Origin of the sequence: Bythopirellula polymerisocia, from assembly GCF_007860015.1 — a bacterium.
Lineage (GTDB): Bacteria > Planctomycetota > Planctomycetia > Pirellulales > Lacipirellulaceae > Bythopirellula > Bythopirellula polymerisocia.
On sequence record NZ_SJPS01000006.1, the window covers coordinates 211,401 to 224,707 of the forward strand.

Here is a 13,307-nt window from a genome sequence, read left to right on the forward strand (position 1 = left end):
CTATGAAACCTAAATCCTTTGAGAAAAAAGGTTTACGACAGAACTAGGCGGGCTATTCTTCGCCAGGATGCAGCCGACGATTTTGTTTTCGCATTGATTTTTCCCTTTTGCCCGCCAACCGCCTTTCAATAGATGCTTTGGTTGGCTTTGTTTTTTTTCGCTTGCGCTGGGGAGCGAGGGTGGTTTGCACAAGCTGGCGAAGCTTTTCATAGCAATCAGACAGATTCCGAGGCTGGTCACGATATCTTTCGCTCGAAATTAGTATCTCGCCAGCCTGGTTGATTCGAGAAGAAAATCTTTCGAGGAAACGGGTTCTCACCTCAAGGGAAACGGCGTTCGACTCTGATACATTCCAACGCAGAGTCACCTTACTGTTGACCTTGTTGACGTTCTGCCCTCCGGGTCCGGAGCTTCTGGCAAAGGAAACCGAAAGCTCAGCCGCAGGAATCGATGTAGAGGAATTGACAATTAGTGATCGTGGCATGAACCTGCGTATTAAGAAATCAAGAACTCTTCAACAAGCAACCCTATGCGGCGCCTGACCATCTGATTCTGAGTGCCAGGCAAATCCAAACGCCCATTAATCTATTGTACAGCCGAAATCCTTGTTTACGAATTGGCTTCACTTAGAGAAGGCAAAAGTCTTTCGAATCGCAGTCGGCTATCTTCCAGCAAGTGCTGGTAGTTATCAGGTCCAAATCCTAGGCCTGCTAGTTCAATATCGAAGTCGCCCATGTATCCGGCGTGAAGCAACTCAGAGAGGACAGTACGCAATGGCACAGAGCCTGTACCCAATGAACAGCGTTGTCGATCAGGGCAGTGGGGCACTCTGCGATCGCCAAGTTGCACCAGTGCGATGTGTGGAACGATCTCGCGCAGATTGGATAACAAAGCCAAATCGTGACCAAAATGATACGTATCAAAGACTAATTTAAGATTAGGAGAATTGATTCGTTCGATGAGTGCAATGGTCGATTCGATATCCGTCAAGAAAGTCCACTCGCGAGCACAAGCTGGATGCATAGGTTCGATAGCCAGCGTCACGTCAGCTGCCTCTGCCAGTGAGAGCAAACTGTCGAGTGCCGAAAGGAATAACCTCTCTGCATGGCGGAAGGTGTGATGATTGCGGCCTCCCGGATAAACAATTAAACATCCAGCACGCGTGGCACCAGCCAGGCGCACCGCATGACAGCCATCTCTAACAGCTTCCTGAAAGGATCGGCCATCACTACCAGTGAATCCACCGGCCCACAAAAGATTAGAAACCGCCAAGCCGCTTGCTGCTAGAAGATCGATTCCTTCCTCTTCACCATAGTCATTGAGCTTCTGTCGCCACACTCCTATCGACTCAAAGCCTGCCGCCAGATAGTGTTCGATATCCTCTTCGAGTGACCACCGATAAGTAGTCACTTCGCTCATTGATAATTGGGAAACCTTGTGGGAGCTGCTGAGATTCATGTTGCTACTGTCTCCAAGGTCTCAATTATGTCAACTCTGTTTGCCAAGATAACCCTTCGCCACCCAGACTCAAATACTCGATCGATTCAGCAATTGAAGTCGTTAGGCGGCTGAGTATGCAAGATCGGCCGATTGATGTAAAGCTTGAACTGCACTGAAATAGGCCGCTGGCCAGCAATGCCATCAGTATCCGGAGCTAACTGAAAATTTCCTTGCAACCCGTACCTCTGGCAGGCAGATTGCCAAGCGTAGTCAGTGCCGGAAAGTATAAATCTCAATCGTTCATCTGCTTAGAAGCGTTTTATTGCACTACTAGTCACAGGGTATTGTCACTCCTCAATTCGTGCTAAACTAATATCCAGACAGGGGACGCTCCTTCCCCATTGGAAAACGTACTTTGCTAGCTTTTGATTGGTTATCAGCATCCGTAGAAAATCAATCGATTTGAGCTAGACTAAAAATGCTTAATAGCTTTTACAACTAGTTGGAACTTTCTGACTGAATGCAAATCAACGAATGCTTGTTCATTATTGGTAATCGGTAGTACAAGTTTTTTTGTGTTGGGTTCCTATAGAAAATTACTCTAAACGACAGTTGCGACTGGCAGGGAGGAGGGTCGTATTTCATGCAAGGAGGTTCACTGCACCGGTGGCCTTTTAGCAACTTGTTGTGAATACCTTTTGAATTGTTGTGAATCTCCGCCCAAGTAGTCGGAGTGAATGAAATGTCGATACGCTTGCTGATTGCCGACGATCACGCGGTTGTAAGGGCAGGTATCACTGCATTGTTGTGTGAGACCGATATTGCAGTTGTCGCCGCTGCCTGTAATGGTGCCGAAGCTTTGCAAATGGCCCGTAAGCAACGTCCCGATGTCGTTCTGCTAGACGTTCGCATGCCCGAGTTCGACGGCATGGCCTGCCTCTCGAAGTTGCGCGTCGAGTTTCCTGATACCCCCATTATCATGTTCAGTGCCTACAAGAATCCCACTTACATTGCCCGGGCAGTTGCTCTTGGTGCAACTGGCTACGTTACGAAGTCCGTAACGGGTCAAGAATTAATTGAAGCCATCAGATCAGGAGCCGCCGGGGAATCGCTATGGAGTAGTGATGAGCTGCGGGCAGTCTCGGGATCACTGACTAGTGCACGACTGGAAAGTGTGTTTGATGTTCCGCTCACTAAACGCGAAGGCGAAGTACTCAAACAACTGGCCTTAGGACTAAGCAATAAAGAGATCGCTCAAGCCTTATCGATCAGCTACGAAACCGTTAAGGAACACGTCCAACACGTACTGCGAAAGCTTGGTGTCTCGGACCGAACTCAGGCTGCCGTCTGGGCAGTGCGCAATGGACTCGTTTGACCACCCGCAGCCCCTGCCGGAAAACAATCCGTTTTCTTCCTGGCACCTTGCCTAGCTTTCTGAGAGCCGGATAATATCGGGATGCCAAACTTCGATTTCCCTGATCTCCCCTCACAGTTTCGCCAAATTCTGGGCCAATGCCGCGAACTCTATATCTCAAGTGGGGAACTCTGTGTCCGCGAGTTTCCCGATCTGGTACCTAAGACTGGGACTGGATTCGTCCAATTGATGGACGACCTCCACCGCGCCCTAGTAGTGAAAGTATTTGTAACCGTCTGTGAAGCAGATCGGCGATGGAGTGCGAACGAGAAATTCTTGGGCGAGGTTCTTTTATTCCACCTGTGGAGCGAGTGGCTTAAGGATGACCAACTCAAGACCGCCCTCCAGGAAATGGCGGACAAAGCATCTTCACTCAAGTGGTACGCACTCGTGAGACCTTTTGACCAGATCGTACCGCTGCGTGAACGAGTCGGAGAACTCGAAACGATTGTCACGCGCCTGGCAAATATCGTCGCCAGAGCCGATGGTCCCTTGAAGCCGAAGGAAGCGGCCCGAGTGAAACTGATTCAGGACGAACTTCAGCGTCACCTCAGACAGATTCCCATCGACGAACCTACTCAACATGAGGGGGAGCGAGAAGCACGTATCGAAGCGGTTGAAAAGATCCTTCGAGACACTAAGAAACTGCCTGAGATAACATACGGCACAACGAAGGCCCAAACGTCCCAACAGGAAACTCTTCCTGGCAGGAACAAGGTTGCAATATCTGAAGAAATCGCCCAACCGAAGGAATCTCAGAAGTCTCCCGAGGAACAACTTCAAGACGCCTTGGCCGATTTAGACCAGCTTATCGGTCTGGAGAACATCAAAGAGGAAGTCCGCACGCTGACGAACTTTCTTAAAATCCAGAAACAACGCGAGCAGGCAGGGCTTCCAGCGTCCAACCTAAGTCTGCACATGGTTTTCGGCGGTAACCCAGGAACCGGAAAAACAACAGTCGCCCGAATCGTTGGTAAAATATTCGGCGCGATGGGAATCCTCAAAAAGGGTCATCTCGTTGAGACTGATCGCTCCGGACTGGTGGCCGAGTATGCTGGACAGACTGGCCCAAAAACCAATCAACGCATCGACGAAGCCCTCGACGGCGTATTGTTTATTGACGAGGCTTACACGCTGATTGCCGCTTCCGGAGAAGACCCTTTTGGTCATGAAGCAGTGCAGACTCTCCTCAAACGTATGGAAGATGATCGCGAGCGACTGGTAGTTATCCTGGCAGGATATCCGGTCGAAATGTCGATCCTGCTGCACTCGAACCCAGGGCTCTCTTCTCGCTTCAGCCGGAATCTGGAGTTCGTGGATTATACCGCCCTAGAACTCTCCCAGATATTCGGGCTGATGTGCAACAAAAATCGCTATTCTCTTGAACCACTTACCCGTGCCAAAGTTATAGTGGGTTTCGAATACTTGTACGCACATCGCACTCGCTTCTTTGGCAACGGTCGAACCGCGAGAAACCTCTTTGAACAATCCATCCGATTGATGGCCAATCGCATCGTGGGCATTGCTGAACTGACAGTAGAGCAGTTATCCACATTGGAACCAGGAGATATCGAGTTCGAAGGGGTTCCGGTCGAAATCTTTGCAGAGCTTACGGAGGATGGTCCGCTGAGGTTTCACATTAGCTGTCCTGAATGTTCGCACGGCAAAGACGTACCAACTAAATTTCTCGGTAGGAGCGTGCGGTGCCCCAAGTGTGAGCACAATTTCTCAGCCGAATGGGGAAGCCTTGTTTCTCCTACCAAAGAAGATTCAGGCGTAGAACCTGCCGCGAGCTAATATTGCCTTAACGGCGCAGTGCGCCACGGCTCAGTGCTTCGTAGATGCTGGGTTCAGTAGCTGGCGACTGATTGACGGAAGCTACTTCGCCTTGCTGAACAGGCCAATCCTGCGGTGTACTTTCAGATTTCGCTTCAGGTGTCCCAGGTGAGGCTTGTGCGGTTGACGCCCAAGGATTCGTATGAAGACTGCTTGAAGGCTCTGCAGTCCCATTGCGCGAAGCGGCTGGATCTTGTCCGCGGACAATTGCTGTATTCATTGTAGGCTGGACAATGCTAGCCAACTCCAGAGGTGGGCGGCCTTGTTTTACCCAGTCTAGCCAAGTGCTTTGCAGAACAACCAAATTGCGATACTCATAGTGTTTGTGTAGAGCCCTGGGCCAATTACCGTCTTGGAGACCGTCTGCAATAAATGCCAGAAATTCTCGTTTGCCCCGTTGATAGATGAGAAACTTGGCGAGCGAATGTCCTTGTGCATATAGGGGAAGCACGTCTTGAGGGTATTCGGTCATGGCAAACATGCGGTCAAAAGCAATACCCCGATTATGTTGCAGAAAATCGATCAGCATGCGTTCCTGCTTGGCGATTTCACTGTGATGTTCGACTGTTGTACAGGCCCCTTCGTCGGCCCAGCGGGGTAATGGCTGCCTAAAATGGCTTGCGAAAATCGTATGCGTGATCTCGTGAGGCAATACGGAATCAAGGACGCGTTCCCGGGAACCCTGGATATTCATTCTCCAACCAAACACGTTGCCCCCGTCGAAAACGAAACTGGTTGCGCCTCCAGCTCCCAGGTCAGGGGAGACTTGGGCCTTGATCGGACAAGGCTGAGGCCAATTCGGCAATTCCTGGCCGAGCCATTCAACGGCAAGTTGCCGACGAAATTGCTCAGCCGCATCGCCAATCTCACGGGCTAGCTGCGGCGTGGGTGCATCGACGGTGAAATTGGCAGTTCGATACCCGGCAGCACCAAAGAGCGAAGTTTGGATAAAGCAGGCAACAACTAAAGCTGCGGACCAGATGGCCCCATGGGAACGAGCTTCCATGCTCACACCTTGGGTTAGGAGGACTTCAATAGGTCCTGATCAATGAACCAAGTGACTAGCTTCGACAAGGCGTGGCACCGGCATCATGCCAGGTGCGCGCTGCCTTAATCTATTCACTGCGCGTGTAGCTAAGAACCTGGATCAAGAGGACTAGTAGGGAATACGGGGGTACCATCGGAGTACTGAACTACCACGACGGTCGGAGAACTTTACTAAGTGCCCCCTGATTCATCCAGGGCGAATAAACGTAAGGAGCACCGAGGAGCTAGCAAACGGCATTTTACGATTGCGATGCACGAAACTTATCGATGAGACGACCTGGAGATCCCATGGAGTTGTACCCCCCATCAAGGTGGAGGATCTCGCCGGTGATTCCCGAGGACATCTCCGATAGTAGAAAGCAGCCGCTGTTGCCCGCTTCTTCATGGGTAATATTGCGTCCCAGGGGTGCCATCGCTTCGTAAAGCCCAAGCATCGCATCGACGCCGGCACCTCGACCAGAGATGGTTTGCAAGGGCCCTGCACTCAAGGCATTGACCCGGACTCCGCGCGGACCCAGATCATAAGCTAAGTATTTGACGATCGAATCGAGGGCCGCCTTGCAGATCCCCATCACGTTGTACCCTGGGACAGTTTTCTCGCCGCCGAAGTAGGTAAGCGTGAGAATGCTAGCTCCATCATTGAGAACCCCCTGCGCTGCATTGGCCAAGGCGATCAAACTGAAGGCGCTGATATCCATTGCCAATTTGAAACCCGCTCTACTGGTGGCGACGGTTTCCCCCTTTAGATCATCCGGCAGGGCAAAGGCGATGGCGTGGAGCAGGAAGTCGATTTTTCCCAGCTCGCTGCCGCATCGCTCCATCACAGCCTGAATGTGCTCGTCGTTGGTTACATCCATGGGCTGCAGAAATCGAACCTGGGAATTCCCGTCAGTGAGCTTCTGAACGCGATTAAGGTTTTTTTGCCGTGTATCGTCAGGCTTGTCGGGCATATAGGAGAATCCACACTCCCCCCCCTCGCTCATAATGCGGTCGGCAATCGCCCAGGCTATCGACTGTTTGTTGAAAACCCCGGTAATTAGTCCTTTTTTTCCCGCAAATACTCCCATTCCGAACTCCTCTAAAATCGATTTTCTGCTTGGCAAATGAGATTTGGGCTGCTTTTTAACTGCCCGACACTCTTCGGAAGCAAGATAACACCCCAAGCCTGTTCACCAATAGGGGCGGAAGTGTCTTGACACCCAGTATTTCTAGTATTTTGCCGTGTTTACCTCCTAAACGTATCATTTTGCGGTCACTTTAACCAAGAGATCCGATTATTTGACTCTCGAACATGTGGTATATATGATTACGATAATCGCACCCTATTTGAATCATAAAGATATCACTCATGGACTCGCGGTCGATTGTACTCTAATTCATATTTGAAAATGACCTAACGATGATGACATCTTCTGCTTCCAACAAAGATTTAGCACTACTAATCCTCGAGCAGGTCGAAAACTCATCCTCCTCGGCGAAGTTCTGGGAGAAGTCGCTACCGATAGTGCAGCAATTTTTCAAACTCGAATCTTTGGTCGTTTTGCAATCCGTGCCTCCTGAGTGGAAACGTGTGGGACATGCCGGCGAACTCCCCAAAGACCCACCGATCCAACTCGCTGCCGAGGCCCTCGACAAATTCGCGCCCTCGCGATCCGGAACCTGGATTGCTCTGCCGCTCGATCAAAAGCAAGTAATTCTCATGAACGGTTCCTTGAGCGACGACCGACTCCAAGGGCTGCAAGTTATGCTTGCTTCAATCCATCAGATCGTCGAAGGGCAACAGCAACGTGCTCGCCGGATTCGACGACTGGAAAAAATACTGGAAATCACTCATGCCTGGGGGCAATCCGAATGTATGCAGTCGCTGCTTGAGGCAATGGCCGAGGCTGCAACCGAGCTGTTGGCCGCCGACCGAGCCAGTATTTTTCTCTGGGACAAGGCGAACAAAATGTTGGTGGGCCGACCGGCGTTGGGAATTAAAGCCGACGGGGAGCTCCGCATCGCAGACAACACGGGCATCGTCGGCCAAGTGGTCCAAACACGCGAACCACGGCGAGTTGGTGGCGGGATGGACGATAACCAGATCGCTCGCAAAATTGATCAGGAAACTGGCTACCATACTCGCACACTGCTATGCGTTCCGTTGATTGGCCCCCAGGGCCAGTGCATGGGAGCATTTGAAGTTCTCAATAAGAAAGAAGGACTCTTTACCGACGAAGATGAACAAGGCCTGATTGAATTGGCAGCTCACGCGGCAGTCGCCTTGGAAAACACGCAACAGTGGCAGGAACTACTTTCCAAACATCAACTTCTAGTTGAAGAAGCTGCGGAAGGTTTACAACTCATCGGCGAAAGTGCGGTGATTGGGGCCGTGCGCTCGACGATTCGGCGTATCGCCGACACGGATCTCGCGATTCTGGTACTGGGAGAGAACGGCACGGGCAAGGAAATTGTTGCCCGTTCAATTCACTATCTCAGCCGTCGCCGGGACCAACCCTTCATCGCCGTCAATTGCGCGGCACTCACGGAGACATTGCTCGAAAGCGAGTTGTTCGGCCATGAAAAAGGTGCTTTCACTGATGCCCATGAAACCCGCGCCGGCAAGTTTGAACTCGCCACGGGAGGGACATTGTTTCTGGACGAAATCGGTGACATGAGCCTCAGCGGGCAGGCCAAAATGCTCCGGGTGCTAGAGGACAAGACCATCGTGCGAGTCGGTGGGTCGCAATCGATCCATACCGAAGTTCGGATACTGGCCGCCACGAATCAAGACCTGGGCAAAATGGTGCGTGAGAAGCGATTTCGCGAAGACCTGTTTTTCCGCCTCAACGTGGTCAGCCTGGAGTTACCACCCTTGCGTGAACGCGGGGAGGATGTGTTCTTGCTCTCCGAACATTTTCTAGAAAACTTTTGCCGCAACATGGGACGCAACAAGCCGCAGTTCTCAACCGCGGCCAAGAAGAAACTACTCGAACATCCCTGGCCCGGCAACATCCGCGAACTCCGCAATCTCATGGAACGCTTGGCCTACCTTACATCAGGAGATCGGATCGAGGCCGACGACCTGGCATTTATCAACGCCGGGGCAGGGGGTGACGCGCTGCATTTCGATTTCAACGCTTCGCTCGCCGACGCGACTCGCGACTTCCAGCAGAAATACATCAAACAAACGATCGAAAATGCAGGTGGCAACATGAGCAAGGCGGCCAAACGCCTTAACCTCCATCGCTCGAATCTGTATCGCAAGATCAAACAACTTGAGATGGGAATTGGAGACGAAGACGACGACGAAGATTCTTAAAGTCACTCTCTCCACCAACATCATTCAATACTGGCTAGGAGAACTGCAATGTTGTCCATCTGCCCTGGCTTAATGTTCAATTTCCAATGCCCAATGACCAAACCTGTCGGACTGTAGACTAAGGCACCGAAAGCTGCAAAAAGCCGACCATCTTTGCTCGCTTCTGCGCACCGCGGCGGGGGTTTTGTCACGCCTTTTTTATCGAAAGCCGTTTTTTTTATTAAATAACCCTCGTCATACCCCTTGTTTTATAGAGTTTGTCCTATAGTTTTGTAACACAAAACTATGGCTTCTCGTGACAAAAAGAAATCGCTTCGCGCAATCGAAGGCCAGTCGATCATAGACGGATCTCCAGCAGCGTCGCTGAAGTGGGCCTATGACTTGGCCCATTGGGAAATGGATTCAAATGTCAAAGATCGGTCAGACTGTGCTGCGACCACCATTATCTCGATTTGAAGGGTGGGGTTCTACAACGATTTTTGGGCCAACGTAGTTTCGAGTTCCGAGTCGCAAGCTGCTAGCTAGGACAATTGTGCTATTAACGATTCAAATCTTCTCAGCGTCCGCAAATTAGTTGAACTGTTATCCAAGACAATAACGGAGGCAATAAAAAAGAGTTGAACACTAATCTTCTCTAATCTGCGCTGATCTGATTAGAGAAGATCAGTGAAGATTAGTGTTCCTCTCAATAAGTTCCCCTATTCTCTGTTGCCTTCGTTTGCTCCTGTTCCATGTTTTTGTTGTGGCCTTTGACCTCGCTGGGTTCGTCCGCTGGCATGCGACTTTTGTGCTGCATTAATTTGGCGGGAGGAGTACGACGAGGTGGTATGGTGTAGTCTGCTCAAGCAATTGGAGTTGGCGGACCAGATGGAGTCCGAAATTCGGTTCTTCGTCAGTGGCGTATTGCAGTTGATGGCCCACTTTGTGGGCATCGTCTCTGGCTGCGATGAGGAGACGTTTGCCTGAGACGAGGTGGAGTATCATTGAGCAACGAGCGTGGTTTGTGTGCTGGCTCTCGTGACGAGGATCTGCTAACTCTTGAGCGACAAAAGTAGGAGGAGAACTGGTGTACCCGCCGGCGCAGTCGTCGTCGGTCCCAACAGCGGGTCGAGGACCAAAGGCGACCGCGCGGCGGAAGCGGGAGTTTGGTTGGAACTGTGCAGCGAAGGAAGTTAACCGGCGGTCGAGCGATCCCCATGACGGTTCGTCATTGGACACGAATTTAGCGGCTAAGCGTCATCGGTGTGACTGCGCTTTACGCAGCCTGGAACTACGGTCGGTGGGAACCACCGCTGCGCCGAACTCCGAATCGCATCTGCGATCGGATGATGCAACCGACAGCAATAAGAAATAGGCGCAACTCGCGTCCGTCTGAATACCTCAGTCGTTTGAAGGACCAGGAAGATTGCTTTCTTACGGCCTTTCGGCATGGCGACGCCATGATTTTAGCGTCAGGCAACATTGAGACCATAGCCAAATATCTGCTATAGTCGCATGGCCACGGCACGCAAACCATGTCACAGATCGAGCAGGGGTAATCCCTCTGATTCCAAGCAGCACATGCCATCGGTCTTTAAGGAACTGAGTAGACTCGCGACGGCAAGGCTTGAGTACAAGAAACCAGGCCAGACCCTTCTGCCGAGTGCGGAGAAGTCTTATTTCCCAGGAGAATGCTCAAGAATGAACTCACAAAAATATCTCGCAATAGTAAATCCGCACAGCGGAAAAAAGCGTGGTTCCTCAGTACTGGAGCAGGTGCAGTCTCAACTCCATCCTCGGAGAATAGAATTGGATGTTCGCATGACCGAGCGAGAAAGCCATGCCCGACAGATCGCTCAAGAATCTTGTCTGGAAGGCTACGCGGGGATTTGTGCAATCGGGGGCGACGGCACGTTCCACGAGGTCGTAAGTGGAATCATGGAGCGAAAGCAGAAACTCTCAATTCCAGTGGGAATTATTCCCGGAGGAACTGGAAACGATGTCGCGCGACACCTTGGGATCAAGGATGTTGAGGATGCGATCGGTCACATTCTTTCAGGAGAAGTGCAACCCTTCGATGTCGCTAAGGTGATTTCAGGCGATCAGGTTGACTACTGCACAACACTGGTTGGCTGGAATGTCGTCGCCGAGGTGAATCGTGTCGCGGAAAAACTACGGTCCCTTGGACCACCTCGTTACGCATTAGCAGGACTTTCTCAAGTCCTGCTCTCTAAACGACGGAGAGCGAAAGTCATTTTTGACGATCACTCGACTGAGGACGATTTTCTACTTGTGACTGCTTGCAACACTTCCTTCGTAGGTTCCGGGATGCGTTTTGCTCCCAGGGCAAAAACAGATGATGGAATGCTCGATGTCGTTGTTGTCCGCGAAGCCAGCAGATGGCAGTTGCTCAGTTTGTTCAGAAAAATCTTTGATGGCTCGCATATCAAGGTAGAATGCGTCGAGTATTTTCAAACCCGTTCGCTTCAAATTCTCGCGGACGACGGTCAGCCATTGGATATTGATGGAGAGGTGAAAGGATCGACTCCTTTCTCGGTCGAGGTGATTCCTGCAGCGATCTCTATCCATGTAGATAATCTTAAAACCCACGAGTGCGTGAATCTGTTTATGTCCGAGCCCAATAAAGAGGCGATAATACGGAAGTTATTGTGCTGGACAGCGCCTAGCATAGCCTTCTCCTCTGCCGCGGCTCTGGGGTTCTATCTCTCAACTGGCTCTTTTCTTAACGCTGGGTTAGCAAGCTTAATTCTTCTCTGCTCACTGGCGTTGACAATCAAAAATCTTCCTTCACCTGCCGCTGAGCGACAGCTCTGGGTCGAGTGTCTATTTTGGTTGCATGTGACGCTTTCATTGGGGTTGTCATTTTGTTCTGGATACTGGTTTACCGAGACTGCCTTCTGGAATAACAATCACTTCTACTTTTGGTATGCCCTAGTAGCGGGAATTCTGGCACTGGGCGTGAGATACCGAAAACAGTGGGTGCCAATCGCATTCTTGCTTTTCTACATCTCACTCATAGCGATTCCGCTTGGGTTGATTGTGTACTTGTTACTTTTTACCGGAAGCATGTACAAACTATTCCATGCAGCTATAGTTTTCGTCTTGCTCGCTCTACCAACATTTCTGATAGGAAGATGGATTCTCTGGATTCTGTTCAGAAAAAGCCGATCTCGTCATTTTGCTCCAAATGGAATGACTCACTTTGGCCTGGAGTCGCTTCTAATGTGGAGCACAATTCTCATCTTGCTGTTGCCCGGCAACTTGAATTACATTAGGTGGGTGCTTGAATTGAAATCCTAGATACCTAAGTGTGTCGTCGGCGATTGCGTGGCTCTTCGTTCGACGATGCCAATGGTAGGTGGACCGCAGCGATCAATGTGTTGTCGATTGGCTTGGGCATTAGCTGTTCATATACTGCTGCCTTGCTTGCGTCGCCGGCCCATCGCGCCCCGACACTCCTTCCACGCTTTCGTAGGATGTATCGTCTTTCTTCTAATCACAACAATGCGAGTTGCACATGAGGGCTCCGAAAACAGATGCTCCTGGACGAATAGAAATACTTGACCGAGCCCTTCTGAGTAGCTTGCGCTATATCGTACTTACGATTCTCGCCGGTTTTATTGTTGAGTTCCTCTTACCAAACAATGCGGCTCGTTTCATCCAGCAGTTGTTAGCAACAACGCTCGCAATTGGAAGTGTACTCATTACAATCGGCTCAGGCGTTGCGTTACTCTGCTCGGTTGGGAAAGGACTATTTCGCTATCGAATAAAGGACATGCTGATCATTACCACCGCAGTTGCGGCTGTGGCGGCAGTCTATGCTGTCTTGGGATTGCGTTGGACCGCAACCATTGCTGCGTTTCTGCTGACGTTCGCTGCTCCTTTCGTGGTCGTATTGATGGTTGGCCCATTCCCGACAACTGCAGCGGCAGCCAAAAGAGGCGCAGCCATGTCGATTGTCAGCTGCATCGTAAGTTGGATCTTGTACCTTTTGCTGATCGGTAGCAAATCTTCCTATATTGTTGCCGCGATCGGGCCTGGGTTAAGAAATTTTAATGAGATCGGGCTTGGGCTATTTCTCTCTATCATCTTCGTGTGGCCGCTGTGTGTTTTGATGCTTGGTGGCGCTGTAGCAGGAGTTGTAGGACAATTGCTACGAAAGCATTTGGAATACAAGGCTTTGACCTGCCCCCTTCAATCGAGGCTGCCGTTGAATGGATAATTTCGGCGGTTGGGCACAGATACAAGTAGTGCAGCAATGCCTAAAGT

10 protein-coding genes are annotated in these 13,307 nt (G+C 50.8%); 5 read left to right on the forward strand and 5 right to left on the reverse strand.

The features are described 5' to 3' along the window. Positions 1-52 precede the first annotated feature (52 nt). Together arfB and Pla144_RS18480 are read right to left on the reverse strand one after the other, a co-directional pair. Positions 53-484, reverse strand: a complete 432-nt coding sequence (gene arfB, locus Pla144_RS18475; RefSeq protein WP_146452187.1) for an alternative ribosome rescue aminoacyl-tRNA hydrolase ArfB — start codon at positions 482-484, stop codon at positions 53-55. 125 nt (positions 485-609) lie between these two features. Beyond that, entirely contained in the window at positions 610-1,458 is an 849-nt protein-coding gene (locus tag Pla144_RS18480; protein WP_146452188.1) for a sugar phosphate isomerase/epimerase family protein, read from the reverse strand. Positions 1,459-2,182: 724 nt separating this feature from the next. Here Pla144_RS18480 and Pla144_RS18485 point away from each other — a divergent pair. Continuing rightward, positions 2,183-2,815 carry a response regulator gene (locus Pla144_RS18485; RefSeq protein WP_146452189.1) on the forward strand — a complete coding sequence of 211 codons (633 nt, stop codon included), beginning with the start codon at positions 2,183-2,185 and terminating at the stop codon, positions 2,813-2,815. Positions 2,816-2,896: 81 nt separating this feature from the next. Beyond that, a complete protein-coding gene (locus Pla144_RS18490; RefSeq protein ID WP_146452190.1) occupies positions 2,897-4,651 on the forward strand; it encodes an AAA family ATPase in 1,755 nt (584 codons plus the stop codon). 7 nt (positions 4,652-4,658) lie between these two features. Here Pla144_RS18490 and Pla144_RS18495 read toward each other — a convergent pair whose 3' ends face one another. Both Pla144_RS18495 and Pla144_RS18500 read right to left on the reverse strand, forming a co-directional pair. Next, a complete protein-coding gene (locus Pla144_RS18495) occupies positions 4,659-5,696 on the reverse strand; it encodes a hypothetical protein (RefSeq protein WP_146452191.1) in 1,038 nt (345 codons plus the stop codon). 280 nt (positions 5,697-5,976) lie between these two features. Beyond that, positions 5,977-6,804, reverse strand: coding sequence for an enoyl-ACP reductase FabI (locus Pla144_RS18500; protein WP_146452192.1), 828 nt, complete (start codon positions 6,802-6,804; stop codon positions 5,977-5,979). A 332-nt stretch (positions 6,805-7,136) separates the two neighbouring features. Here Pla144_RS18500 and Pla144_RS18505 point away from each other — a divergent pair, with 332 nt between their 5' ends. Continuing rightward, on the forward strand, positions 7,137-9,038 hold the full coding sequence (locus Pla144_RS18505) for a sigma-54-dependent Fis family transcriptional regulator (RefSeq protein WP_146452193.1): 1,902 nt from the start codon (positions 7,137-7,139) through the stop codon (positions 9,036-9,038). A 795-nt stretch (positions 9,039-9,833) separates the two neighbouring features. On the opposite strand, the gene Pla144_RS18510 is transcribed toward Pla144_RS18505, so the two are convergent. Beyond that, positions 9,834-10,256 carry a hypothetical protein gene (locus Pla144_RS18510; protein WP_146452194.1) on the reverse strand — a complete coding sequence of 141 codons (423 nt, stop codon included), beginning with the start codon at positions 10,254-10,256 and terminating at the stop codon, positions 9,834-9,836. 462 nt (positions 10,257-10,718) lie between these two features. Here Pla144_RS18510 and Pla144_RS18515 point away from each other — a divergent pair, with 462 nt between their 5' ends. Beyond that, the gene (locus Pla144_RS18515; RefSeq protein ID WP_197530813.1) at positions 10,719-12,338 is read left to right on the forward strand and encodes a diacylglycerol/lipid kinase family protein; all 1,620 of its coding nucleotides are present in this window, start codon (positions 10,719-10,721) and stop codon (positions 12,336-12,338) included. Between the two features lie 217 nt (positions 12,339-12,555). After that, complete coding sequence (locus Pla144_RS18520; protein WP_146452196.1) at positions 12,556-13,260, forward strand: hypothetical protein; 705 nt, start codon at positions 12,556-12,558, stop codon at positions 13,258-13,260. Positions 13,261-13,307 lie beyond the last annotated feature (47 nt).

What these genes read in the sequence shown, in the direction of transcription:
- arfB (WP_146452187.1), bottom strand. Translation starts at nt 484, where the DNA reads ATGCCACGATCACTAATTGTCAATTCCTCTACATCGATTCCTGCGGCT.
- Pla144_RS18480 (WP_146452188.1), bottom strand. Translation starts at nt 1,458, where the DNA reads ATGAATCTCAGCAGCTCCCACAAGGTTTCCCAATTATCAATGAGCGAA.
- Pla144_RS18485 (WP_146452189.1), top strand. Translation starts at nt 2,183, where the DNA reads ATGTCGATACGCTTGCTGATTGCCGACGATCACGCGGTTGTAAGGGCA.
- Pla144_RS18490 (WP_146452190.1), top strand. Translation starts at nt 2,897, where the DNA reads ATGCCAAACTTCGATTTCCCTGATCTCCCCTCACAGTTTCGCCAAATT.
- Pla144_RS18495 (WP_146452191.1), bottom strand. Translation starts at nt 5,696, where the DNA reads ATGGAAGCTCGTTCCCATGGGGCCATCTGGTCCGCAGCTTTAGTTGTT.
- Pla144_RS18500 (WP_146452192.1), bottom strand. Translation starts at nt 6,804, where the DNA reads ATGGGAGTATTTGCGGGAAAAAAAGGACTAATTACCGGGGTTTTCAAC.
- Pla144_RS18505 (WP_146452193.1), top strand. Translation starts at nt 7,137, where the DNA reads ATGATGACATCTTCTGCTTCCAACAAAGATTTAGCACTACTAATCCTC.
- Pla144_RS18515 (WP_197530813.1), top strand. Translation starts at nt 10,719, where the DNA reads ATGAACTCACAAAAATATCTCGCAATAGTAAATCCGCACAGCGGAAAA.
- Pla144_RS18520 (WP_146452196.1), top strand. Translation starts at nt 12,556, where the DNA reads ATGAGGGCTCCGAAAACAGATGCTCCTGGACGAATAGAAATACTTGAC.